The sequence below is a fragment of the Hyphococcus sp. genome, assembly GCF_965267305.1.
Lineage (GTDB): Bacteria > Pseudomonadota > Alphaproteobacteria > Caulobacterales > Parvularculaceae > Hyphococcus.
The window spans coordinates 3827467-3851260 of record NZ_OZ253945.1; the positions used below are offsets into that span (position 1 = coordinate 3827467).

Below are 23794 nucleotides of genomic sequence, written 5' to 3' on the forward strand. Positions count from 1 at the left end.
CGCGGCGACGATAGCTGCCCGCGTCCGGAGCGGCCAGCCGGGTCAGCCGTTTCGGGCGCGGCGCGCCTCGTAAAGCGATATCGCCGCGGCGTTGGAGACGTTGAGGCTTTCAACGCCCGGCGCGATGGGAATGCGGTAGAGCTTGTCGCAAGTCGCGGCCACAAGCTGGCGCAGCCCGGCGCCTTCTGCGCCCATCACGAGGGCCAGCGGCGTCGCCGGAAACTCCGTGATATAGGCGTCCGCTTCGCCGGCAAGACCCGCGCAGTGATAGCCGAGATCTTTCAATGCTTCGAGCGCGCGGGCGATATTCACGGCCTGTACGCAAGGGACGATCTCGATGGCGCCGGCGGCTGCCTTGGCGAGCGCGCCGGCGAGCGGCGGCGTCCGCCGCTCCTGAACGATCACCGCTTTCGCGCCGAAGGCGGCGGCGGAGCGGAAGAGGGCGCCGATATTCTGCGGATCCGTGATCTGGTCGAGGACGAGCACGGGTGCGCCCGTTTCGGCCGGCGCGCACACCTCCTTGAGCCGCGCGCGCGGCAGCTCTTCCGCAAGCGCCGCAAGCCCCTGATGCACTGCGCCTTCGTGAAGCAGCCTGTCGATGGCGTCAGGCTTCATGTCTTCGAGCCGGGAAAGCGTTTTCTCGTCGATCCCGGTTTGGGCCAGCCAGTCCGCCGAGTTTTTGGTGGCGAGGACGCGCTTCACTTTGCGGTTCGGATTGGCGAGCGCTGCGGCGACCGCATGCCGGCCATAAAGCCAGACGGCGCCTTCCGGGGTCTTCTGCGCCCCATGGCGCGGCCGGCCCAGCTTCGGCCGTCCTTTCCCAGAGGCGCCCTTTTCCGGGGCGGCGGGTTTTTGTGGTTTGGGGCGGCGCTTATCCATGATGATGAGGGCCTAGCCGGTTCTTATTGAAGGGGAAACAGGAATTTCTCCCAGTCACGCGCAGGAGCGGTTGCGAAGGCGGCGCAGCGCCGCTATAGACCCCGTTCTCCCGATGGCGCAGGTTCCGGTTTTCGCCGGTTTTCTGACGCTGTCTTCGCCGAAATCCGGTCCTCTCCGGGTCCGTTTCCGGCGCCTCGTGGAGGGGTGGGAGAGTGGTTAAATCCACCAGACTGTAAATCTGGCCGCCTTGCGTACGCTGGTTCGAATCCAGCCCCCTCCACCATTTTCGCATCTTCCGGCGGCTTGCTTGCTCGCGCTTGACCCTTACGTCTGATGCTGGGACCTTGTGCGGATGATGGGGTTTATGGATCGGAATGCCGGGACGGTTATTGATACATAAATTTTCCTTGCTCGCGCCTTTGTTTCTTGTCGCCGCTTGCGGCGCGCGCACGATGGATGCTGAAGCCGGCGGCGGCGCCTGTGCAAAGCCTGGCGACCCGGTTTTCATTCAAGGCGGCGATTTCATCATGGGCGCCGACGACGCCTATCCGGAGGAGGGGCCGGCGCACCGCGTTTCCGTTTCATCTTTCCGGCTCGATCCGACAGAAGTGACAGTGGCCCGGTTCGCAGCTTTCGTTGATGCGACCGGTTATGTGACAGTCGCTGAAAAGCCTGTGGATCCTGCAACCATGGAAGGAGTTCCTCTCACCGACGCTTCCGTTTTGGAACCGGGCGGCGCGGTGTTTCAGCCGTCTCCGGATATTTCCTTGAGCGCGCTGAGCTGGTGGAAATACGAGCCCGGCGCCAATTGGCGCCATCCCCGCGGTCCGGATCAGCCATCCGCCGCGCCGTTCGAGCCAGTCACGCAGATTGCCTTTGAAGACGCGCTCGCCTTTGCGCAATGGGCCGGCGGGCGCCTGCCCACCGAAGCAGAATGGGAATATGCGGCGCAGGGAGGGGCCGGGTATGAACGTTCGCTTGCCGGTCCGCCGGCGGAAGCCAATACATGGCAGGGAATATTTCCCGTGCAAAACACCAAAGAAGACGGTTTTGAAGGCGTTGCCCCGACAGGCTGTTTCGAACCGAACGCCTTCGGTCTTTACGACATGATCGGCAATGTGTGGGAATGGACCGCGACCTGGTATGCGCCGCGTCATCGCACAGACGAAACCAATGATCCATCGGGTCCTTCAGCTGCAGACAGCTACGATCCGCGCAGTCCCGAAATTCCAGTCCGGGTGATTAAAGGCGGAAGTTATCTGTGTGCGGAAAATTACTGCGTGCGATACCGCCCCGCAGCCCGCCATGCGCAGGATACGGGACTCGGCGCCAATCATATCGGCTTTCGAGTGGCCTATGACGTTTCAGATGAGGAATAGCAGCCGTCTGAAGTAAGCGGTCTCAGTCGGAGAGATCCGCGACGTTAAGCGCAATTTCCGCCATGGCCGGCAGGAACTCTTTATCGTCCAGCGCGAGCGGGCCGGGGCTGTTGATGATCTGATTGTTCATGACGCTGTTGAAGACCTGACCCGCGACGGCGAGACGCCGCATCTCTGCTTGCGACAGTTTCTTTCCTTTCGCTTTTTCAATAGCAGTCATCAGATCCTGCAGGCGCCGTTCGCGATAGCTGCCGAAATCGGACCAGAAACCCGGATCGCTCGCTGACATTTCGAGCACCGCGTGCCAGAGATTGCGATGATTGAGGATGCGGTAATAGGTGTCCTCAAGGAACTTCGCATAGACCTCTTTAGGCGTGTCAGCCTGCCAGGCTTTGGCGGCCTCGTCGCCGATGCCGGTCTCGAGAAAATTGACGATGAGGATTTTGAGAAACTCTTCCTTGCTGCCGAAGCGCTGGTAAAAAGACCCGACCGACCGCTTGGCCGCATTCGCCAGATCTCCCACCGCCAGTTCGGCAAAGGTTTGTTTTTCCAGCATTTTAAACGCAGCCGCGATGAATCTTTCCGCGGTCACGCGGCTGCGGTTCTGCTGGGGGAGACGCTCGGCATTTTCCGACATGGGCGGTTTCCTCACCACTCCTTGACTTTATTATGTGAATATGAGTTCATATTCATGTGAGGGGCAACCCAGTTGATAAGTGCATTTCGCCCACTTTCGTACCTAACAGGCGATTTTTGCGGCAATTCGACGGGCGTGCAAAGGGGAGGCTTGAGAGTGGCGCCGCGGCGGCGGCTCGACTCTCAAGCCGCATCCAATATGTCCATTGGTTCAAGCGAGTGACCCTCCAGAAATTGAGTTGAAGGCGTTCTCCCGCGCAACCGCTGCATGCGGCCGCGTTGAGGGCGGCGAAATTTAGTCGGCGGCGCAAAGTTCACCACAACAGCCATCAAGGCGGCGCGCTAACGGCGGGAGGAAAGAGTTGCGCGGAATATTTATCAGCTGCGCCATGGGGCTTGCCTTCGCCATTCCGACATTGAGTTGTCAGAAGGCGAGCGACCAGGCGACGGTTTCATACGCGCCCGTCTCGACGCAAGCCGCGAAACCGGCGGCGCAGAAACGCCCGAATATTCTTCTCATTGTCGCTGATGATCTCGGCTACGCCGATCTTGGCGTTTTCGGCAGCGAGATCCCGACGCCGAATATCGACGCGCTCGCAAAGAGCGGCATGCTGCTCACCAATTTCTACGCGAATATGACCTGTTCGCCGACGCGCGCCATGCTGATGTCGGGAACGGACAGTCATCTTGCTGGACTGGGCGTGATGAACCCGCCGGACAACCCGGCGCAGAAAGGACAGCCCGGCTACGAAGCGTATCTGAATTTCCGCGTCGCCAGCATGGCCAACCTTCTGAAAGACGCCGGCTACAACACTTACATGACCGGCAAATGGCATCTTGGTGAAACCGTTGAGACCGGTCCGCGTGCGCGGGGCTTTGAAAAGTCATTCATTTCGATCGACGGCGCAGCGCATCTCGGCGGCTTGTCCTGGGACGGGCCGGGCCTCGCCCCTTATCGCGACGGCGACGAACTGGTCACCGTCGGCGATGATTTCTACACGACGCGTTTCTACACCGAGCGGATGATCGACTACATCGAGGAAGACCGCCGCGGCAACAAGCCGTTTTTCGCCTATCTCGCTTACACCGCCCCGCACTGGCCTTTGCAGGCGCCGCAAGCCTCCATCGATAAATTCAGGGGCTGGTATGACGACGGGTATGAGGCGCTCTACAAGCGCCGCTTCGCCCGGATGAAAGAACTCGGATTCATTGCTTCCGACGCTGAAGAACTGCCGCCCGTCGAAGGCCAGCCCGCCTGGGAAGAGCTTACGGATGAAGAGAAGCGCGTCGAAGCCCGTAAATTTGAGATCTACGCAGCGATGGTCAGCGATCTCGACGCCTATATCGGCAGGCTCATCGACTATCTGAAAGCGATTGGCGAATACGACAACACTTTCATTTTCTTCATGTCCGACAACGGACCCGAAGCCATGCGGCGCGATATCGAAAACAAGGCGATCGCCGACTGGGTCGCGACATGCTGCGACAATTCCTACGAAAATCTCGGCAAGCCCGATTCCTACATTATGTACGGGCCGAATTGGGCGCGCGCGAGTTCGGTCGCGTTTTATCGCGCCAAGGGCACGGGGTTTGAGGGGGGCATTCATGTGCCTGCTTTCGCCGCCGGGCCGGGCGTCGGCGCTGAAGGCGCGCGCAACGATCAGTTCGTCACGGTCATGGACATCTTGCCGACCTTTCTCGACCTCGCCGGCGCGGAGCATCCGGGCGGCGTCTATCGCGGCCGCTCAGTCCTTCCCGTCAAGGGGCAATCCTTTGTTGAAACGCTCGAGGACCCAAAAAAATCCGTACACGGCAGAGATAGTTTCGTCGGCTGGGAGCTTTATGGGCACCGCGCCATCCGGCAGGGCGATTGGAAGCTCGTCTGGGATGCGGACAAGGGCGATGACGCATCCTGGGAGCTCTACGACCTCGCGGCCGATCCGCAGGAGCAGAACAATCTGAGCGCCGAAGATCCTGAACGCCTCAAGGCGATGATTTCTCTGTGGGAGACGTATCACAAAGAAAACGGGCTGCGCCCGTAATCGAAGGGAATGGGTTCGCCGGAAAACGGCGGCGAAACAACGGAACACTTGGGAGGTGTGAAATGACGAGCAAGGGCAAAACGACCGCCAAAAAGGCGGGTGGATTTAAAGGAAGACTATCAACCTGCGTGGCGGCTGGGGCGATGCTGAGCGTCGGCGCCTTACCCGCGCTGGCGCAAGATGAGGACAACCGAAACTCCGACGTCATTACCGTGACGGGCACGCGCATCGCGCAAACGGGCATGCAGACGCCGGTGCCGGTGACGGCGGTGGATGCGGACCTGCTGACCACCATGGCGCCGGGCAATCTGATCGAGGGCGTGAGCCAATTGCCGCAGTTCTTCGGCAATCAGACGCCGAACTCCATCTCGGAGACGTGGTTCCTTCGCGGCGGCTACGGCAACCTCAATATGCGTGGGCTCGGCATCAACCGCACGCTGACGCTCTTGAACGGCAGGCGAATGATTTCGCAGACCGCGTTTGGCGGCGTCGACATCAACGCGTTTCCCGAAGCCATGCTGTCGAGGGTGGAGACGGTGACGGGCGGCGCCTCGGCGGCCTACGGCACGGATGCTGTCGCCGGCGTCACGAACTTCATTCTGGATACGGACTTTACGGGCGTGCAGGCGCACGGCCAGTGGGGCCAGACGACACGGGGCGACGGCGACAATTATGAAGTCTCGCTCGCTTTTGGCACCGAACTCGGCGACCGTGGACATTTTCTTGTGTCCGGCGAAATTTTCGAGCAAGACGGCGTCTTCAGCTATGAGGACCGCGACTGGTATCAGGGATGGGGCCTCATCAATGACGCCGGCGGCGTGCCGCAGCTCTATCCGAATGTCGTGTCTCGCAATTCGAGCTTCGACGGTCTTATCGTCGCGCCGGGCACCTCGCTCGACCAGATGGAGTTTCTTTCCGACGGATCGGGCGTTCAACCTTTCGTGACGGGCTCGCCCTCGCAATTTCCCTTCGGCATTCCGCCGGCGCGCCATTCCATAGCGAATGGCGGCAGCGGCGACGATCTCGGTGCTGAGGCGCCGTCGCTCTATCCGGATGTCGACCGTAACAACATCTTCGCCTATGCGGATTACGAACTGGCGAATAATTTCACCGTTTTCACCCAGTATATCCGCGGTCAGATCAAGACCAATCAGCCGAACTACCCGCGCGGCTCGCTGCACGGCACGCCGACAGCGATCACCATCTTCGCCGACAACGCCTTCCTGCCCGACGATGTGCGGCAGATCATGGTGGATGAGATGATCGACTCGTTCACCTTGAAACGCATGGGCAGCCTTGAAGATATCGGCGCTGACATGCGGATTTACGACGACAGCGTGCTGCATTCGATCACCGGCGGCTTTAACTGGATGGTCGATAGCGGCGGCTTCATGAACGGCTGGTCCGTGGACGGCTATTACCAATATGGCCGCAATACGCGGAAATGGTATCAGGTGGGCCTCCGCGTCGACCGCATCCACGCCGCCGTCGATGCAGTGGATGACGGCTCGGGCAACATCGTTTGCCGTACGAGCCTCTTCAATGACTATTTCGAGGGCTGCCAGCCGCTCAATCTCTTCGGCAGCGGCAATGCTTCGCAAGCGGCGGTCGACTGGGTCGTCGGCTATGAGCCTGGCGAGACCATCACCACGCCGATCTATTTCGCCGACACCGGCTACGATCTCGGCGTTACGGACACCTACATGACGCAGGAAGCCAAGGTGAACATCACCAATATGCGCCAGCATCTGTTCGAGCTGTCCGCAAGCGGCGAAGTCTACGAAGGCTGGGGCGCCGGGCCGATCTCCATGGCGTTCGGCGGCTCGCATCGCGAGGAAAAAATCCGCCAGATCGTGCGGGATCCAACCAACCCGCCGTCCGATCATGACAATGGTCATCCGGTGCTTTGCAATGACGACCCGGAAGCCATCGCTGCTGGCTTGCGCGGGGTCAGTGCGCCCGACTGCGGCAATACGGTGGGCCTTCAATATTCGAAAGTCTCGAACATCAACGGCAAGATCACGGTCACCGAGGCGTTCACGGAATTGCTCGTGCCTCTGGTCGCGGATGCGCCGATGATGGAGCAGTTGACGCTTCACGCCGCCGCCCGCTGGGCCGACTATTCGGGTTCGGGGAGCATCTGGGCGTGGAAAGGCGGCCTCGACTGGCAGATGACGGAGGATTTCCGTTTGCGCGGCACTTATTCGCGCGACGTGCGCGCCGCCAATCTGTCGGAGCGTTTCGACAAGACCGGCGGGTCGGCGACGATCACCGATCCGCGTTATCCCGGCGACGGCGTCATCAATGTGACGCGCTTCTCCGGCGGCAACCCGGAAGTATCCCCTGAAAAAGCCGATACGATTACGGTGGGTTTTGTTTACCAGCCGTCCTTTATCGACGGTTTCTCGATCTCCATGGACTGGTATCAGGTCAAGATCGACGACGCCATCGGCCAGCTTGGCGTACAGGCCGTCGCCGATCGTTGCGAGGAAGGCGCCGTCGACCTTTGCGATCTCGTCAGCCGCGACACGGTGACCGACCGCATCGTTCTCATCGGCGATGTTTTCATCAATGTGGATCAGGCGAAGATCAGCGGCATCGACCTTGAAACGTCATATCAGCGCGACGTCAGTCTCTTCGGCGGCGATGAGTCCCTCGGCTGGCGGTTCTTCGGCTCCTGGCTCGACGAGAACTCTGAAACGCTCGCCGGAACGAACAAGATCGACCGCGCCGGCCAAGTGGGCATTCAGCAGTCCGACGGCATCGCCTATGCGCTGCCCGAGTTCAAATTCACGACCAATCTCACTTATGAAAACGGGCCGGTGCGCACCTTCCTGCAAGGACGCTATATCGGCGGCGGCGCGATCGAGAACAGTCTCGAAGAAGGCGTCAATATCGGCAGCAATCATGTGGACAGCGCCTTCTATCTCGATCTCGGCGTCACCTATCGTCATGAGCTGAGCGACGGCGCGGGGTTCGAGCTCTATGGCACGATGACCAATGTGCTCGATCAGGACCCGCCGATCACGCCCTATTACAGCGCGTTCTTCGGCTACACGCAGCAAGCGAACCCGTCCCTGCATGATGTGCTTGGCCGGCGCTTCGTGGTCGGGGCGCGGGTGAACTTCTAGTCCTCCCGGACTTGAAGGAGGGCTGCGAGTATCCGGGAAACCGGGCTTGCGGCCCTTTTTTATAAGTCAGATCAGCGCCGCAATTTTTTCCAGCGTGCGTTCGGCGTTGGAGACGCCGTTGACCGGCACGCGGCCGAAGTAACCGTTTACGCCCGCATGGCGCATATTGGCCAAGCGATGAATCTCGATGCGGCCGTCGCGCTTGCCGGCGTTCCAGTCAGAATATCCCATGAGTTTCCAGCGGTCTGGAAACATGACCGCGCCCACGCGCTCGATTTTGTCGTGGCCGCCGGTGATATGATGAAGCTTGCGCAAATAATTAATGCCCGGATCGGAAGCGAGCACCCCGCCGAGGGAGATCACGTCGATGGGCGCGCGCAGACGCTCTTTTAAAAAGGCCGCGGCGCCGACCGCGACCTGCGCGCCGCCGGAATAGCCGATGATGATGACCGGCGAGCCGGAACCGCGGATGTAGCCGTCCTTGAGAAGGGCTTTTTCAATAACGCTCGCCGCGCCCTGATTAAAAATAGGCCCGTAGCGGTGATCAGCAGAGACCATGACCTGAAAAATGTTCCGCAAATTAATGAGCGCATGCAAAAGCGACTGACGCTCGTGCAATTTCAACATCTGCGCGCGCCGCCATAGCCGGTCGAAGAGACGCGGACTTTCAAGAAGGGGCATGCCCTGCGGCGAATAAGGGAAGACATCCGTCACGATGACCGCGTCGGGAAATTTCTGATGCAGCCTGCGGATGAAAGACTTCTCTCGCGGCAGAAGAAATTCGCCCGATAACGACGCAACGCCGGAAAGATAGACAATATAGCGTTTCGGGTCGCCGCCAGGCTGCAGAGGCGGAGATGGGATTTCGCCCAGTTCCTCTTCCGTCCAGCCCGCCCACCAGCTTAACGTTTCAAGCGGCGACAGGGCCGCCGTTAGTAGGAGGGCCAGGATGCCGATACCGAAAGCGGCGAAGAGCACGTCCGGGATCATGCGTTCTCTTCGAGCTTCAGGCGGCGCGCCAGATCGTCGATGATCTGTTGCGGCGATTTGTCGAGCGCCGATCCGGAAACGAGAAAGCGCACGCGTTTGAGCGGCGTCGCCAGCAGATGGCCGAGATAGCTTCTGACGATATAGGAGAGCACCCAGCCCGCCCCGCCGCAAAAAGCTGCGGCGTGAAGCGGCAAGCCGAACCCCGCATGCAATCCGAAAACCGCGAGGGCGAGCGCAAAGGCTTCCAGCAAATTGCCAAGCGCCTGCCCGAAATAAGGCGCGATGGAAAAGACGCCGAAGAGCCGCGGTGCGAAGGCGAGGGACACGACGCCGAAAACGCCTGCGATTTCATTGGGCCCCAGAACGCCGAGCCGCGTCAGCGGCGCCACGGCGATGGCGGACAGGGCCCAGGCGAGCGCCGTCAGCACATAGGTGAAGCCGGTGAAAGCGAGGCTCGCGAGAAACCGGTAAAGCGCCACGCGATTGACGACGAGGATCACCGACTGGCCAAGCATTTCGGAGACTCCGGCCAGAAAGGCGATGAGGAGCGCCGCGGTCTGCGCCCGGCCGGAGGCCGCCGCCGCCGCGAACGCCTCTGTGGAAAAACCGATGGCCCCGAGGGCGAGGCTCATCATCGTCAGGGGCATAGCGAGAAGGTCGGCGAGCATAAGGACGACATACATGATTGCAGGGTTGGGGAAAACGCCGAGAGAGGGCATGCGCCTGTGAGAGCCCAAGGACTGGCGAAGCGGGCAGACTCTGCTAGAGACTGCTTTTTATGAAACGCAGTAAAACCAAGTCCGCCAAACCTCCCAAGGAACCGAAGCCCGAGGAAATTTTCCTCGAGCCGTTCGACGAGGCGCTGTCCCAGCGCTATCTCGCCTATGCGCTCTCGACGATCACGGCGCGGGCTCTCCCCGATGTGCGCGACGGATTAAAGCCCGTTCACCGGCGCATTCTCTACGCCATGCGCCAGATGAAGCTGAACCCGACGGGAAGCTTCAAGAAGTCGGCGAAGGTCGTGGGCGAGGTGATGGGCAACTTCCACCCCCATGGCGACCAAGCGATTTACGACGCCATGGTGCGTCTGGTGCAGGACTTTTCCGTGCGCGTGCCGCTGATCGACGGGCAGGGGAATTTCGGCAATATCGACGGCGATAACGCCGCGGCCATGCGCTACACGGAAAGCCGCCTCACAGAAGCGGCGCAGCTTCTCCTTGACGGCATCGACGAGGACACGGTCGATTTCCGTGAGACCTATGACGGTGAGGGCAAAGAACCCGTCGTATTGCCGGCGGCGTTTCCGAATTTGCTGGCGAACGGCGCGAGCGGCATTGCAGTCGGCATGGCGACGTCGATCCCTCCGCATAATGTGGCTGAGCTCATCGACGCGTCCCTGCATCTGATCAAGACGCCGAATGCGCGCACCGAAACGCTGTTGAAATATGTGAAAGGCCCTGATTTTCCGACCGGCGGCGTCTGCATCGAGGATGCGGCCTCCATGGAGGAAGCCTACGCCACGGGGCGGGGCGGCTTCCGCGTCAGGGCGCGCTGGGCGCAGGAAGATCTCGGCCGCGGCAAATACCAGATCGTCGTCACCGAAATTCCCTATCAGGTCCAGAAGTCGAAGCTGATCGAAAAGATCGCCGAGCTGATGCAGGCGAAGAAACTGCCTGCGCTTGCCGACATTCGTGACGAAAGCGCGGAGGACATCCGCCTTATCCTCGAGCCGAAATCCGGGAATATCGAACCGGCGGCGCTGATGGAATCGCTGTTCAAGATCACTGATCTCGAATCGCGCTTTTCGCTGAACATGAACGTCCTCGGCGCCGATGGCGCGCCGCGGGTCATGGGGCTGCGCGACGTCCTTCAGTCCTATCTCGACCACCGCAAGGAAGTGCTGGTCCGGGGAACGAAATTCCGCCTCGACAAAATTGCGCGGCGCCTCGAGATTCTCGACGGCTTCCTGATCGCCTTTCTCAATCTCGACGAGGTGATCCGCATCATCCGCTATGAAGACGATCCCAAAGCGGAACTGATGAAGACCTTCAAGCTGACGGAAACGCAGACCGAGGCCATCCTCAATATGCGCCTGCGCTCCCTGCGCAAGCTTGAGGAAATGGAGATCAAGACCGAACACTCCGATCTCAAGAAGGAAGAAAAAGAGCTGAAAGCTCTCCTCAAATCCGATGAGAAGCAGTGGGAGAAAATCGCCGATCAGCTCAAAGAGGTGAAAAAACTCTTCGATCCGAAATCGGATCTCGGCCGCCGCCGCACCGAGATTACTGATGCTCCGGAGATCGGCGACATCGATCTCGACATTCTGGTGGAAAAAGAGCCCGTCACCATCGTCCTTTCTGAAAAAGGCTGGGTGCGCACCATGAAAGGCCATGTGGAAGACGCGAAGTCGATCAAATATAAAGAGGGCGACCGCGAGCACTGGGTCGTTCACGCGCAGACGACCGATAAGTTGATGCTCTTCGCCACCAACGGAAAGTTTTACGCGCTTGATGTGGCGAACCTTCCCGGAGGGCGCGGCCATGGCGAGCCGATCCGCCTCATGGTCGATATGGGCAATGACGACGCGGTGGTCTCGGCCTTCCTCTATCAGGGCGGGCGGAAATTTCTCCTCGCCTCGTCTTCAGGCCACGGCTTCATCGCGCCGGAAGACGAATGCCTCTCCAACACCCGCAAGGGCAAGCAGGTGCTGAACGTCGCCGCCGACGCGGAAGCCGCGGTCTGCCGTCCGGCTGAGGGCGATATGCTGGCCGTCGTCGGCGACAATAAGAAGTTTCTTGTTTTCGAGGCGTCCGAGCTGCCTGAGATGACCCGCGGCAAGGGCGTTGTTCTGCAGAAATACCAGAATGGCGGCCTTTCCGACGCGAAGCTGTTCACGAAGAAGGAAGGTCTCACCTGGACCGACCGGTCGGGACGAACCCAGACCGTGGACGATTGGAAGTCCTATCTGGGTAAGCGCGCCCAGGCGGGTAAAATCAAACCGAAGGGCTTCCCCACTTCTAACAAGTTCGGCGCGTAGGCGAGTGAGAAAATAGTTCCCACAGGAACGATTATTGCGTGGTCAAGGCGGTTCCGTGTTATTTTTCGAGCGGACGTTTTGACCCCTTGGCAAGTGTTGCAATGCGGCAAATCTTTTGATCGCGCGGGATACATCGCGCGATGCCCAGCGGCGTCTCATTCCGCTGGCTTTAAAGGAGAACTCAAATGGTTGGGAATAAGGTAATGGCTGCTGCGTTGATACTCGCCACCGCAGGACTTGCCCTGGGAGAGGCCGCAGTCGCTCATCATGGCGAAGACAGCATCCTTGGCAAAGCTGGCGATGCGATTACAGCTATTGCAGACTCGGCTGCCGAAAAGCTGAAAGACTCGACAGACTGATTTTCGAGAGCGGTACGATTGCCGCTCATAAGTCTCCATTTAACTTCGGTTAAGGCGCTGCGTTGATGTTCCGCCTATGCCGCCGGGCATGTTAAAGAGTAAACCTGACGGCGCTGTTTTGCGTCGCCTTCAATCCATTAAGACGGCCCCGCCGGAGAGCGTCAGAAACCTGCCGCCGCGGGAGCCTGTCACACGAACATCCGCACGGCGGCATGTTTTCAAATTCGGCCTCGTTCTCACAATTTTCGAGCCTGATATAAAGTGCATCGTCAAGAACATCAGCGCCGACGGGGCGATGATCGTGCTTGAAGGCGCGATTGCTTTGCCTGAGCGCTTCCGGCTGGTGATCGACGGTTATTCGGCGCCTGCGCCGGTGCGGCTTGTCTGGCAGGAGGAGAACCAAGCGGGCCTCGCCTTCGAATAGGATGAGGGCGAATAGAATGAGGGCGCGCCGGTCGAACCGTCGCCGAACCATGCTATGCTTTCGAGAGGCCCGACATCCGGGCGGCGGCAAGCGGAAGCATGGCATGGCGGAACCGGTTCTCGTAGCGGATATCGGCGGCACGAACGCCCGCTTTGCACTCGCTGAGATGGAAAACGGCGCCGTCCTCCTGCGCGAGACGAAAAGATTCCGAGCCAAAGATTTCGACACGATTCGCGACGCCGCCGGCGCCTATCTCCATTCTATCGGCGCGGCGCCGGCGTCCGCCTGCTTCGCCGTCGCCGGTCCCGTGACCGATGACAACATCGAGTTCACCAACTCGCGCTGGGTGCTTAACATTGCGGAGATGAAAAAGGGGCTGGCCCTGAAGCGCCTTCGCGTCGTCAACGATTTCGAGGCGCTGGCCACGGGCGTGCCGGTTTTGAGGCAAGAAGATTTTTTCAGCGTCAAACCGGGGCGCGGGGACCCGCAAGCCCCGGTCCTGGTGATCGGGCCGGGAACCGGGTTGGGCCAGGCGCTGATCGTGCCCTTCGGCGCGCAAAGACGCGTCGTCTCCACCGAAGGCGGGCATGTGAGTTTTGCGCCGCAAAGCGATGAAGAGATCGCGGTGATGAAATTCATCCTCAACGAACATGACCGTGTGTCGGTGGAGCGCATTCTGTCCGGCCCTGGCATCGTCACTTTGCACCGGGCCTTGTGCGCCATCAGCGGCGCACGCTTTGCACCTGTTGAGGCCGATGAAATCGCCAGGGCGGCGATTGAAGGCGATGCGGCGGCGCAAAAAACCCTCGGGCTTTTCTGCGCGCTTCTCGGCCGCGCCGCCGGCGATGCGGCGCTGGCGACAGGCGCGCGGGACGGCGTCGTTCTCGGCGGCGGCGTGCTGCCGAAAATCCGTGAGTTCTTCATGAAAAGCGCATTCGTGGACTGTTTTCACGACAAAGGCCGCATGCGCGATTATCTCAAGGACATCCCTGTGCGGATGATCGTGACCGACGGCGCCGCCCTCGCAGGCGCCGCAATTATGGCTGTGGACTGAATTGCACGGCGGATACAAGCAACTGAAAATCCGGCCTTTTTACTGATGCGCATGACGCCGCCTGAAGCTTTGGCTGCAAAATCAATGGCATACTGATTAATTCGGAGCGGCCATGCAGAAATTGTTGTCGGTCCGATACTTTTGAGGTTAACTTTTCGCCGGGGCAAGGGGAGGGGCAAGACATGCGCCATCAATCGATTCACCCGAAATTTCGGTTTTTCAGTTCGCGTGACAAGACGCAGATCGCCGCGCCGGCGGTTTTCGCGTTCGCCATCCTTACAGCAGGTCCCGCCGCTGCGCAGGATGCGCCGGCAGAGGCGTTGGCTGCTCCTGTGGCCGCCTATGAGTGCGCGGGCGCGACGCCGGAAGAAAAGCTCGACAATCTTCTCATCGCTGTAGACGGTTACAAGACCGATGCCTGGGCAGGCACGCTGTATCGCCTCAAGAACACGCATTTGCCCTGCGCCCGCGAACTCTTCGGACTTGCAGACTCGCATATGGATACCGTTGAAGAACAGGTCTCATATGCGCAAATCCGGTTTCAGTCCGGTATGCTCGACGACAATATCGACCTCAAACTCGGGCATACGGTCTTCGGCGTGCTCAAAAAACTGGTGAAACGCATGCTTTGGAGGGACGAAACGACGGCGTCCCTGGAAATGAAAATCACCGGCGGGGCGCCAACAGGCACAATCGGCATCAGTCCGCTTTACGCTTACGAATTCAGCGACAAGAAGGGAACGGTACGCAAGGGACAATTATTCGATAATGGCGCTCTAGGATCCAATCTTCCCCTCAGCGTTCATCAAAAAGTCTCCTACTCATTCAAACTGAAATATTACGACAATCCGAAGTTTCAGGTATTTTCAACGATCGCCAATGGCGCGGCTATTGCTGCGGGATTTCAGGCCTCGCCTACTGCCGCGCTCTCCACAATGACGTCCGATTACTTCAAGTCGACCATGGGCGATATCGAAGCGAAATTCTCCGAAGGTCTCAAAGAGCTGGATATCAGCGCCATCACAGGCGATCTGTATCTGCTGCCCGAGGATGGGCAGGACGCCGCCCTGATCTATGTGATTAAAGAGCAGAAAAAGCGCCCATCGGGCGCCGTGATCATCTATCCCCATTATGAAAATTCAGTCTTCGTCAGGGCGCGCCTTGAAGACGGAAAGCCAAATTTCGACAAGGCTGATTATTCGAAAATTCTCAGAAACAAAAATTACGCGAAAATCGGCAGTGACGCGTATCCGACAATTGACAGCTATCTGAAAAGCCAGAACCAGGCGATTTTCGAACTTCTCAAGGATCCGGACAACTTCGTGATGGGTTGTAAGTTGCTGGAAGGTTCGTTGGGCACGTCTTTCGGTCTTCAGTATTATGATATAGCGGCGGGCATGTGGTCGGCGATCGAAACCTCTGAAGCTGCTTATCACCGCAAGGAAATCAGAGAAAAGGTCAACGGCCTTTGTCCGTCTCTGACGCGTCTTGAAGCGCTGGACAGCGTCGGGCTCAGCTTTTCGCCGCCGAGTCTCGACCAGACCCTGGTGCGCGGCGAAATCGAAACTGTCGTGGAGCGCATGCAGGCAAGCTACTATCAGCTTGTTTACGACCCGCGCCGCCCGCGAGCCGCGAAGGACCGTGTCGCCACCGCGGTCCGCACGGTGCAGGACAATTTCATCGGCGTCGGCAAGTTCGAAGTCACTGACGAAGAGCGCGTCAGCGGCGTTTACGCCCACAACAAGGCTTATGCGCCGGATGAGCTTGTAAAAACTTTCTTCGTGGGCATGGTGGAGGAAAAAAAATACACGCGTTCGGGTTGCGGTCTCGTCAACACCAAACCTGATGGCGAGGTTTTTCAGATCGCGTCGTTCCTGGTCGGCACGGAAAAGTCTGATGAAGCGGACGGCAATAAATACGCCCGGGTGCAGATCGATCTCCATGACGACAAGTCGGAGCCGGTCTCCATCAGCATCAACGCGCTGGACGCCGACGCCGCGAAACAACACCGCGACGCAAGCCCCGCCTGTGCGACGCCCGATCTTTTCTGGCTGCCTGGCGACGAGGTTGACGTCAGTGTAGAAAAAGACCGCGGCAATGACGAAGGGGAAGACGCCCTGATGATGATGGGCAGGCTGGACGATGTGCCGGACGATTTTCTTGTGAAAACGCAGGCCGCGGCGAGAGCGGCGGGCCTGAAAACCAATATGGTCAGTTCCTCCAAAGGGATTCCGCTCGTCCAGCGGGCGGGTTTGAATTTAGCAGAAAGCGCGAAACTGGAAAATGCGCCGGAAGCCGATGCTCCGAACCTGATCGCCGCAGCGGCAGGCGCCTTTATCGGTCTACCCGACGTCGCCTGGTCGCCTGAGGCGACGCTCACCGATGATCCGGAAGAAGGGCCGGTGATCGTGACCGTGGCGTTTGAGGAAGGAAATCCCGCGCTTTTCGAACTCATTGAGGCGGCCGCGAACGAATGGGCGCAGCACAGCGATATCTTCCAATTCAGCTTCCGCACCGAAGACAATCAGTGGCGCATGTGGTCGCGCAATGATGTGCAAAGGGCCGCCGACATCCGCATCAGCTTCCGCGAAAGCGGCTACTGGTCCTATCTCGGCACGGTCGCCTCAGGCATCAAAGCGCATGAGCCCACGATGAATTACGCCGGTTTCCTGTGGGAGCTCACGCGCTATTACGGCGCCGCCGGATCCGGATCATGGCGCAACAGCTACGCCCATTCGACCATCCTGCATGAATTCGGACATGCGCTTGGGCTTGCTCATGAGCACTATCATAATGATTGCCAGGCAGACCTGAAGCTGGCGATGGACCAAGGGTATGAGGCGACCCTCAACAGCTATGGTGAGTTTGTGCCCGACCATCTCGGCCGGTCTCCGGGCGCGGTTCTCGCCTTCAGCGGTCCGCCCAATTACTGGCAGGAGTGGAAGACGCTTTATGCGCTCGACTGGGAGAATTATACGGAAGACATGCCGGAAGATGCAGCGATTTTCCATTCCCAGGGCATCGATCAGCGTTCGGTGATGCTCTACACGCTCGAGGATTATCTTCTTGCCGGCGGGAGCGACTCCCGCTGCGCGTCGCTCGGCAGCGAAGGCAATAATGGCTGGCCGAGCTACGCGACGAAACTCTCCGCAGGAGACATCAAATACTTCCAGACCTTTTACGGAGGGCTTGCAAATTAAGCGGGGGTGTCCGGCGGCTTTTAGGGGGTTCGATTAAGCAGCCTGAAAGCCTCCAAAGCGGCGCACTGGCGACCAGTCGGGCTTGATTGGATCGAGCGTCGGCGCAAGACCGGCGAATTCGCCTGCGCCGTAGACGGGCTTGCCGTTCATGATAGTCAGGTCGCTTTCGATGTTTTTGAGGTCGGTGTCGGAAACATCGAGATAGGGCGCGTTGAGAACCGCAAAGTCAGCGAACTGGCCCGGCTTCAAGCGGCCTTTTAGTAGCTCCTCATGGCTGAACCACGCCGAGCCGACCGTGTGATGGAAGAGAGCCTCTTCGCGCGAAAGCTGGTGGCGTTTCGAGTGCAGTTTCTCGCCGCCGACGCTGCGGCCCGTCGTCGCCCAGTGAAGCGTCGCCCAAGGATTGTAGCTCGCGACCCGCGTTGCGTCGGAGCCGAGGCCGAGCGGAAGTCCCGCGTCGATGATGTCGCGCAAAGGCGGCGCATTGCGCGCCGCATCCTCGCCATAGCGCTCCTTGAAGTACTCGCCGGCATAGGCCATGCGCGCCTGCACCGCGACGCCGCCGCCCAGCGCCTTGATGCGCTGGAGCGTCGGCTTCTGCAGCGTCTCGCCATGGTCGATCGCCCAGCGCACCGCGGCGAAGCCGCTGCGGCCGTCGGCGACTTCGAGGGCGTGCGCCTCTTCGAAAACGTCGAGAATGTGGTTCACTGACTGGTCGTAGGTCGCGTGGATACGGAGCGGCCATTGTTTGCTAAGCAAATGCCGCGTCACCGCCATCAGTTCGGACCGCCAGTTTTCACGCGTGGTGATGTCCGGTCTGTCCGCCATGAAGTTTTCGTAATCGCCCGCCGACCAGACGAGAAACTCGCCGCCGCCTTCGACGACGAAGCCGTTCATCAGGCCCTCGGCGTGATTGGCGCCGGCCTCCCAGTTGGCGGTCCATTCCTCAAACTCGGTGAGTTCGTGTCCTTTGTTCTGCGGGAAGAGATAGTTGGAGATGCGCAAGGAGAGATCGCCCGAGGCGGCGAGCGCCTCGGTCCCCGCATAGTCTTTCGGGAATTTGTGGCCGCCCCCGCCGGCGTCAATTGCGCTCGTCAGGCCGAAGCGGTTCAATTCGCGGAAGAAGTGCTTGCTCGACAGCGCCTGATCCTCTGCGCTCATGGGCGGCAGGGCGCCGACCGTCGCGTAAAGGAGGTCGGGATTCGGCGTTGCATGGATGATGGCGCCGCCGTCTTCGGTGAATTCATATCCCGTGCCCGGCGGCGTCGGCGTATCGCGATTGATGCCGAGAATTTCGACCGCTTTGCGGTTGAGATAACCCTGGCTGTAGAGGAACAGCACATAGACCGGCGTGTCGGGCGCGGCCTCCGTCAGTTCAGTCGGCGTTGGCAGGCGTTTTTCTATAAACTGATAAGGCGACCAGCCGCCAATCACGCGCACCCACTGGCCTTCGGGCGTTAGCGCCGCTTGTTTGCGGATCATATCGAGCCCGCGGGCGAGGCTGCCGACGCCGTCCCAGCGAAGCTCGAGCGCGTAAAAGCGTCCGCCGCGGGTGACGTGAAGATGGCTGTCGTTAAGGCCCGGAATGACCGTGCGCCCCTTCGCGGAAATGACAAGACTGTCAGCGCCCTTCAACGCCAGCGCATCGGCGTTGGCGCCGACAGCTTGGATCAGCCCGTTCTTGACGGCGAGCGCCGCTGCGCGCGGACGCGCCGGGCCCTGCGTGATGATGTTGGCGTCGGTGAGGATAAAATCCGCCGGTCCCGACAGTTGGGCGAAAGCGCGTTTCGGCAGAAGTGCGGCGCTCAATCCTGCCCCGCTCATTACGAGCAGACTACGGCGTGATAATGCGCTGGCGATATGGCTCATGGTTTTCTCTCCCGTATGTTCAAATATCGACTTGCATGGTGAGTTCAAGGAATTCGATGGAGGCGTCGGGGCCGGTTTCCCTGAAGAACCGGCCGGGCGCCGAATGGGTGTAGACCGCCTCGAAAGAAAGCCGCTCCGTCGCTTTATAAGCAGCGCCCAGGGACAACGCGGTGTTGACGTAGCGGGCAGTCGAATCGCCCGGCGCGCGATAAAGCATGCCTGAAGGCGAATAGACGCCGTCGGTGAGTTCCAGCCGCCAGTAGAAATTGACGCCCGCCGTGAGCGTCAGTTCCGGGTTCGGATGAAGATCGAGGCTCGGATTGACGTTAAAGAAATTCGCAGGGCCGAGCAGCGCGAGATTGGAAAAGTAATTGCCGCGCGGATAGAGCGCATCGAACGTGCCGAGCTTTCCATCATGCGGACGTTTGTCGCCTGAAGCGATGTTGGTTGAAAGCGTGAAGGCCGGCGCGAGGGGAAGCGCCCCGAACCTGCGGCCGGTGATCCCGGCGACGGTCCAGGCGCGAATGTCGCTGTCGCCCTGCTGGCCGGTCTGCAGCACCGCCTCCCAGTTCCAGAACCACGCCCCGTCATTGTTGAACAGCCTTGCGCCGAAGCTGTGGCGGCGCTGGTCGGCGACGCCCTCGATGGTTGCGCGGTCGTTGGTTTCGGCGAAGAAGTAATATAGGTCGATCTTGCCTGCGGGCGCCGGACCCGTCGCATAGGCGCCGGCGAGAAGGCGGTTCTTGTCGCTGTCGTCGTTGAAAACGCCGGTCGGCTCTACCGCGACGGGACGCGCGGCGAAAAAATCCGCGCTCCACTCGCCTGACGCCGCGGCGAGGCGCAGGCCGTTCCAGGTGCGGCGCACATTGGTTCCGTCGCGCACGCCGATGAGACGCTGGGATCCGAAGATCAGTTCCTGACGCCCGGCGCGCAGGAACGCATTTTGCGGGCCGAGATCGAGAAACGCTTCGTGAAGGTCGAGGGAGTTGTGATCGACGGGGCTCTTGTCGTCGCCTGACTGAACGGCGTTCAGGACATTGACCGTCGCGCAAAAGAAATCCGTGGGCTGAAAACCGGCTTTGAGAGCGATGCGCTGGGTCCAGATGGATGCATTGTCTGATGTGAAATCGACATTGGAGATATGCTGGACGCGTTCGCGGAAACTGGCGTCGAAAGTGAAAAGGCCGTTATTCGGGGTTTCTTGCGCGGCGGCGAAGGAGAGGGCGGCGGAGAGTCCGAGCGCGAGAGCGAAGGCTTTCTTCGATATGGCGTTGCGGTCGGACATTTTCTTCGCGCCTTCGGTTGAGTGGATTTTGCTGCAAGAAAGCCATCTTCGAAGAACCTCCGCCGGCCCTAAATGGGGGAGTTGAGCCGGCGGAGGAGGGGCGCTTAGTTTGCGCCTTCCTGAGCGCCGAACATTTCTTTGGCGTAGATAATGCCAAGGCCGTAGCCGCCAGCATGTTCTTTGGCGATGGCGTTCACGATGTCATAGGTTTCGCCGCGAGCCCAGTCGCGTTGCAGCTCAAGCATGTACTGGAGCCAGGTGATCGGATGGGCCCCGGCTTGTATCATGCGTTGAACGGCCATGTCGTGTGCTTCCGTTGAAACACCGCCGGAGGCGTCGGTAACGAAATAGACGTCATAACCCTGCTCAATCGCAGACAGCACCGGCCCGATGCCGCAGACTTCCGTCCACAGCGCGGCGATGACCACGCGTTTTTTCTTCGAGGCGTTGATGGCGTCGGTGATGTTTTTGTCTTCCCAGGCGTTCATGGTTGTGCGGTCGATGACTGGCGCATCCGGGTAGACGGCGCGAAGTTCGGGAAACAGCGGACCGGAGAAGCTCTTCTCTGCAACCGTTGTAAGGATGGTGGGGACGTTGAATGCTTTGGACGCTTTGGCCAGACCGGTCACGTTGTTGCGCAAGGTGACGATGTCGTGCGACGCCGTGGCGAAGGCCATTTGCGGCTGATGGTCTATTAGAAGAAGCGCGTGATTGTCCGGCGTCAATAGATCCTTGCCGGGAACCGGCTTTGCGGTTTGCGCCTGCGCTGTCGCGCCGAGCGTGATGGCTGCAAGCATGGCGGCGGCGAAGCGGCCGATGCGTTTTGCTGTTGTCAGATGGGTCATGTCTCTCTCCGTTTCTGCAATGGTGTTGTGACTTAAGGCATGGCTCCGCCGGGGCTGGCGGGCTGTTGCGCCGCCGGCTGAAGCCGAACTTTCGAAAAACCTGCCCGCCTCGCGGCCGTCACGGCCGCTGCGTCCCTTATGCGGCGAGATCGAAAACCAGGATCTCGCTATCGTTCACGCCGGCGATCTCGATCTTTTCGGCATCGGTGATCGCCGCGCCGTCGCCGGCGGAAAGTCTGTGACCGGAGAGTTCAATGTCTCCGCGCGCAACCTGCACCCAGGCTTTCCGTCCTTGCGCCAAGTTTAGGGTTTCGCGCTCGCCGTCCGCAAATAGACCTGCGTATAGTTTGACATCCTGATGGATGGTTAGGGATCCGTCGCGCCCGTCGCGCGAGCCGACGAGACGAAGCTTGCCGCGGCGTTCGTCCTTCGGAAACTCAGTCTGTTCGTAGCTTGGCGTCAGGCCGCCTTTTTCAGGTTCGATCCAGATCTGCAGGAAGTGCACCTGATCCTTTTTGGAGTGATTGTATTCGCTGTGACGGATGCCGGTTCCAGCGGTCATGCGCTGCACCTCGCCCGGGCGGATGACCGAGCCTGTGCCGATGGAATCTTTGTGCTCGAGGGCGCCGTCGAGGACATAGGAAATGATTTCCATGTCCGAGTGCCCGTGGGTCGCGAAACCGGCGGCCGGCTTTACCCGGTCTTCGTTGATGACGCGCAAGGGGCCGAAGCCGATAAAATTCGGGTCGTAATAATGTCCGAAGGAGAAGGTGTGCTTGGAGTTCAGCCAGCCATGGTTAGCTGCGCCGCGCTCCGCTGAACGTCTGATGGTGATCATGTCTGCCTCCGTTGTGCGGGGCTCGTTCCCCCCGCGTCTTTTGAGGCAAGATAATTGTTTCTCGAAATCTCGGAATATAGTAAATTGGTGACATATTGTAGAGAAAAAAAAGACAATTAGAACGCCCAGCGCCGGGGTTAAGGACTTGAAAGATGGATAAATTCGCTGCTCTGAAAGCGTTTTCGCAGGTCGTGGAAGCGGGCGGGTTCGCCGCCGCCGCGCGGGAGATGAAGCTTTCCCGGTCGCAGGTCAATAAGCTCGTCATCGGGCTTGAGGATCAGCTCGGGGTGCAGCTCTTGAACCGCACGACGCGGAGCGTTTCAGCGACCCCCGCCGGAAAGGCGTTTTACGAACGCGCGTCGACGATCCTCGACGATCTCGCCGAAGCCGAAGCCTGCCTCATGGACGAGCAGGACGAGCCCCAGGGCGAGCTGCGCATCAACGCGCCCATGTCCTTCGGCACCATGCATCTCGGCCGCGCGCTCGCCGACTTCATGTCGCTCCATCCGAAAATCCGAATCGAACTGACTTTAAGCGATCGTTTCGTCGATCCGGTTGTGGAAGGGTTCGACATGACGGTGCGGATCGCCGAACCGCGCGAGGCGCCGTCGCTGATCGATCATCAGATCATCGAGGCGCGGCGGGTCATCTGCGTGTCGCCGGAGTTCCTGAAGCAGCATGGCGAGCCGCAGAGCCCGCGCGCCCTTAGCGGAATGCCGTGCCTTCATTACGGCCATTTGAGTTCCGGCAATCAGTGGCGTCTGGCCGGACCGGAAGGCGACATGCTTGTTAAAGTTCAATGCATATTTTCGGCGAACAATGCGGAAGTATTGCGTGACGCGGCGGTGAAGGGGCTTGGCGTTGCGCTGCTGCCGACTTTCATCGCCGGCGCCGAATTGCAGGAAGGGCGGCTCGTCACCATTCTCAGCGATTACAAAGCGCCCAATATCTTCATTACGCTGCTTTATCCGCCGAACCGTCATTTGTCGCCGCGCATCCGGGCGCTTGTGGCGTTTCTCTATGAGCGGTTTGGCGACAGGCCTTACTGGGATCTCGTGGAATAGGCGACAGCGCGGCCGTCTGATCGCCTGACACTCGGCGGATCGTTCACTGTGCTGAGCGCTGCGCTCTCCGGCGACGAAAGCGCGCCGATCCCGGAAGGCGCAAGGCTGGCCGTTTCGACGGTAGCGTGTTAACGCCATGTCCATCTATGACGCCCATTACGCCTCGCAAGCAAGTAACGCTTGCTTTCCAATTTCGCCTAAGCGGCTGATCAGACTCTGGAAAATGGCTCCCCTTCGTGAACGCATATCGAACTTTATGTCAGGCGCCAAAGCCAGAATTTCGCGCGCTCCTGCAGCAGATCCGCGCTACGTAACTGCTGTATTAACAGTTTACTCGACGGTCGGGACGAGGCAGTTGAGTGTGGATAGTTGCCTGCATATGGATTTGAATAATATTCCTGATCGGTAATCTTATTATCCTTTCTTAGTGGCTTACGCGTCAATATTTCCTTTCGGGAATAAAATCCCTGATTTCCTCGATATAAGCCTATTTATTCCCGTTCGGGAGTGTGAAATAACGCCTAAACAGATCGGAACAACCATCCGCGAATTGTGCAAACGCCAAGGTCTACGCCAGGACCAACTTGCTGGCGCCCATGCGATGAGTTACAGTTTGCTACCGCGAAAACGGCGCCATTGAACTGGCGCCGCTCTACGACCTTCTGTCGACAGTTTACTATCCAGATTTATCGCCGCGCCGCGCCATGAAGATCGCCAAGCGCCATACGCTGGAAGAATTAAAGCCAGATGATTGGAAAAATT

17 protein-coding genes and 1 tRNA gene are annotated in these 23794 nt (G+C 59.6%); 10 read left to right on the forward strand and 8 right to left on the reverse strand.

The features are described 5' to 3' along the window. Positions 1–42: 42 nt before the first annotated feature. Complete coding sequence (gene rlmB / locus ACQY5P_RS18580; RefSeq protein ID WP_428408367.1) at positions 43–879, reverse strand: 23S rRNA (guanosine(2251)-2'-O)-methyltransferase RlmB; 837 nt, start codon at positions 877–879, stop codon at positions 43–45. A gap of 198 nt (positions 880–1077) precedes the next feature. On the opposite strand from rlmB, the gene ACQY5P_RS18585 reads away from it, so the two are divergent. Both ACQY5P_RS18585 and ACQY5P_RS18590 read left to right on the forward strand, forming a co-directional pair. Continuing rightward, positions 1078–1162 (forward strand) — tRNA-Tyr (locus ACQY5P_RS18585). Between the two features lie 169 nt (positions 1163–1331). Beyond that, positions 1332–2258 carry a formylglycine-generating enzyme family protein gene (locus ACQY5P_RS18590; RefSeq protein WP_428408368.1) on the forward strand — a complete coding sequence of 309 codons (927 nt, stop codon included), beginning with the start codon at positions 1332–1334 and terminating at the stop codon, positions 2256–2258. 22 nt (positions 2259–2280) lie between these two features. Here the strand turns inward: ACQY5P_RS18590 and ACQY5P_RS18595 are convergent, their stop codons facing one another. Then, a complete protein-coding gene (locus tag ACQY5P_RS18595; protein ID WP_428408369.1) occupies positions 2281–2895 on the reverse strand; it encodes a TetR/AcrR family transcriptional regulator in 615 nt (204 codons plus the stop codon). A gap of 361 nt (positions 2896–3256) precedes the next feature. Here ACQY5P_RS18595 and ACQY5P_RS18600 point away from each other — a divergent pair, with 361 nt between their 5' ends. Together ACQY5P_RS18600 and ACQY5P_RS18605 are read left to right on the forward strand one after the other, a co-directional pair. Continuing rightward, the gene (locus ACQY5P_RS18600) at positions 3257–4936 is read left to right on the forward strand and encodes an arylsulfatase (RefSeq protein ID WP_428408370.1); all 1680 of its coding nucleotides are present in this window, start codon (positions 3257–3259) and stop codon (positions 4934–4936) included. A gap of 62 nt (positions 4937–4998) precedes the next feature. Further along, positions 4999–8067 carry a TonB-dependent receptor plug domain-containing protein gene (locus tag ACQY5P_RS18605; RefSeq protein WP_428408371.1) on the forward strand — a complete coding sequence of 1023 codons (3069 nt, stop codon included), beginning with the start codon at positions 4999–5001 and terminating at the stop codon, positions 8065–8067. 66 nt (positions 8068–8133) lie between these two features. On the opposite strand, the gene ACQY5P_RS18610 is transcribed toward ACQY5P_RS18605, so the two are convergent. Then, positions 8134–9057, reverse strand: a complete 924-nt coding sequence (locus tag ACQY5P_RS18610; protein ID WP_428408372.1) for a hypothetical protein — start codon at positions 9055–9057, stop codon at positions 8134–8136. Then, a complete protein-coding gene (locus ACQY5P_RS18615) occupies positions 9054–9740 on the reverse strand; it encodes a hypothetical protein (RefSeq protein WP_428408373.1) in 687 nt (228 codons plus the stop codon). Before ACQY5P_RS18615 ends, ACQY5P_RS18610 begins: the two co-directional genes overlap by 4 nt. A 95-nt stretch (positions 9741–9835) precedes the next feature. Between ACQY5P_RS18615 and parC the strand changes: the two genes are divergently transcribed. The 5 genes from parC to ACQY5P_RS18640 all read left to right on the forward strand — a co-directional run bounded on the left by parC (position 9836) and on the right by ACQY5P_RS18640 (position 17131). Next, positions 9836–12094 (forward strand): DNA topoisomerase IV subunit A, encoded by a 2259-nt coding sequence (gene parC, locus ACQY5P_RS18620; RefSeq protein WP_428408374.1) that lies wholly within the window; start codon positions 9836–9838, stop codon positions 12092–12094. Positions 12095–12279: 185 nt separating this feature from the next. After that, positions 12280–12453, forward strand: coding sequence for a hypothetical protein (locus ACQY5P_RS18625; protein WP_428408375.1), 174 nt, complete (start codon positions 12280–12282; stop codon positions 12451–12453). Positions 12454–12541: 88 nt separating this feature from the next. Continuing rightward, the gene (locus tag ACQY5P_RS18630; protein ID WP_428408376.1) at positions 12542–12877 is read left to right on the forward strand and encodes a PilZ domain-containing protein; all 336 of its coding nucleotides are present in this window, start codon (positions 12542–12544) and stop codon (positions 12875–12877) included. Between the two features lie 103 nt (positions 12878–12980). Further along, the gene (gene glk / locus ACQY5P_RS18635; RefSeq protein ID WP_428408377.1) at positions 12981–13931 is read left to right on the forward strand and encodes a glucokinase; all 951 of its coding nucleotides are present in this window, start codon (positions 12981–12983) and stop codon (positions 13929–13931) included. A gap of 182 nt (positions 13932–14113) precedes the next feature. Next, the gene (locus ACQY5P_RS18640; protein ID WP_428408378.1) at positions 14114–17131 is read left to right on the forward strand and encodes a hypothetical protein; all 3018 of its coding nucleotides are present in this window, start codon (positions 14114–14116) and stop codon (positions 17129–17131) included. A gap of 33 nt (positions 17132–17164) precedes the next feature. On the opposite strand, the gene ACQY5P_RS18645 is transcribed toward ACQY5P_RS18640, so the two are convergent. From ACQY5P_RS18645 to ACQY5P_RS18660, 4 genes are all read right to left on the reverse strand, one after another. After that, on the reverse strand, positions 17165–18940 hold the full coding sequence (locus ACQY5P_RS18645; RefSeq protein WP_428408379.1) for an amidohydrolase: 1776 nt from the start codon (positions 18938–18940) through the stop codon (positions 17165–17167). A 79-nt stretch (positions 18941–19019) separates the two neighbouring features. Then, entirely contained in the window at positions 19020–20285 is a 1266-nt protein-coding gene (locus ACQY5P_RS18650; RefSeq protein ID WP_428408380.1) for an alginate export family protein, read from the reverse strand. Positions 20286–20389: 104 nt separating this feature from the next. Beyond that, the gene (locus tag ACQY5P_RS18655) at positions 20390–21082 is read right to left on the reverse strand and encodes a hydrolase (RefSeq protein ID WP_428410690.1); all 693 of its coding nucleotides are present in this window, start codon (positions 21080–21082) and stop codon (positions 20390–20392) included. Between the two features lie 184 nt (positions 21083–21266). Beyond that, the gene (locus ACQY5P_RS18660; RefSeq protein WP_428408381.1) at positions 21267–21968 is read right to left on the reverse strand and encodes a pirin family protein; all 702 of its coding nucleotides are present in this window, start codon (positions 21966–21968) and stop codon (positions 21267–21269) included. A 152-nt stretch (positions 21969–22120) separates the two neighbouring features. Here ACQY5P_RS18660 and ACQY5P_RS18665 point away from each other — a divergent pair, with 152 nt between their 5' ends. Then, a complete protein-coding gene (locus ACQY5P_RS18665) occupies positions 22121–23032 on the forward strand; it encodes a LysR family transcriptional regulator (protein WP_428408382.1) in 912 nt (303 codons plus the stop codon). Positions 23033–23794 lie beyond the last annotated feature (762 nt).

Coding starts and splice junctions, on each gene's coding strand:
- ACQY5P_RS18610 (WP_428408372.1), bottom strand. CDS start 9,057: ATGATCCCGGACGTGCTCTTCGCCGCTTTCGGTATCGGCATCCTGGCC.
- ACQY5P_RS18605 (WP_428408371.1), top strand. CDS start 4,999: ATGACGAGCAAGGGCAAAACGACCGCCAAAAAGGCGGGTGGATTTAAA.
- ACQY5P_RS18595 (WP_428408369.1), bottom strand. CDS start 2,895: ATGTCGGAAAATGCCGAGCGTCTCCCCCAGCAGAACCGCAGCCGCGTG.
- rlmB (WP_428408367.1), bottom strand. CDS start 879: ATGGATAAGCGCCGCCCCAAACCACAAAAACCCGCCGCCCCGGAAAAG.
- ACQY5P_RS18630 (WP_428408376.1), top strand. CDS start 12,542: ATGTTAAAGAGTAAACCTGACGGCGCTGTTTTGCGTCGCCTTCAATCC.
- parC (WP_428408374.1), top strand. CDS start 9,836: ATGAAACGCAGTAAAACCAAGTCCGCCAAACCTCCCAAGGAACCGAAG.
- ACQY5P_RS18665 (WP_428408382.1), top strand. CDS start 22,121: ATGGATAAATTCGCTGCTCTGAAAGCGTTTTCGCAGGTCGTGGAAGCG.
- glk (WP_428408377.1), top strand. CDS start 12,981: ATGGCGGAACCGGTTCTCGTAGCGGATATCGGCGGCACGAACGCCCGC.
- ACQY5P_RS18640 (WP_428408378.1), top strand. CDS start 14,114: ATGCGCCATCAATCGATTCACCCGAAATTTCGGTTTTTCAGTTCGCGT.
- ACQY5P_RS18655 (WP_428410690.1), bottom strand. CDS start 21,082: ATGCTTGCAGCCATCACGCTCGGCGCGACAGCGCAGGCGCAAACCGCA.
- ACQY5P_RS18660 (WP_428408381.1), bottom strand. CDS start 21,968: ATGATCACCATCAGACGTTCAGCGGAGCGCGGCGCAGCTAACCATGGC.
- ACQY5P_RS18615 (WP_428408373.1), bottom strand. CDS start 9,740: ATGTATGTCGTCCTTATGCTCGCCGACCTTCTCGCTATGCCCCTGACG.
- ACQY5P_RS18625 (WP_428408375.1), top strand. CDS start 12,280: ATGGTTGGGAATAAGGTAATGGCTGCTGCGTTGATACTCGCCACCGCA.
- ACQY5P_RS18650 (WP_428408380.1), bottom strand. CDS start 20,285: ATGTCCGACCGCAACGCCATATCGAAGAAAGCCTTCGCTCTCGCGCTC.
- ACQY5P_RS18590 (WP_428408368.1), top strand. CDS start 1,332: ATGGATGCTGAAGCCGGCGGCGGCGCCTGTGCAAAGCCTGGCGACCCG.